Here is a 505-nt window from a genome sequence, read left to right on the forward strand (position 1 = left end):
AAAGGCGAGGCTCAAACAAACGAAACTCGTACAAATGATGTAAAAGTAGCCCAAGCACAACAACCAACACAGGCAGTACAAAGAATAAATGAACAACCAGCAAGTGAGATCGTAAAACAGGCAAAAGAAGATGTACAACGGGATCCTAATTTACAGCGAGCGATTGAAAAAGTCCGGGAACAGGTCGTTAACAATCCAAAGATAGATGGAGAAATAGCTCAAAAAGTAGAAAAGGCAGTAATCGAAGCCCGTCAACTTCAACAAATTGGTCGTGAAAGTATGGGTCGAGAGCGTCTTACTCAAGCCCTGACACAAGCGGAAAATGAATTAAACCAAATGGAATCACGCCAACAGCAGCAGGTGAAAGTGGAACCACCACAAACAGACGCAAGGTCAAAGGGTGAGATTCAAACAAACGAGGTCCGTACAAATGATCCAAAAGTGTCCCAGGCCCAACAACAATCAATACAGTCAGTGCAAAGAACAAATGAACAACCAGCAAGTG

General features: G+C 43.2%; 1 pseudogene. It reads left to right on the forward strand.

Features of this window, described 5'->3' with window-relative positions:
• Nucleotides 1-505: pseudogene (locus BAZO_RS11355) on the forward strand (hypothetical protein); the annotation flags it as partial.

The organism is Schinkia azotoformans LMG 9581 (genome assembly GCF_000307855.1).
Lineage (GTDB): Bacteria > Bacillota > Bacilli > Bacillales > Bacillaceae_J > Schinkia > Schinkia azotoformans.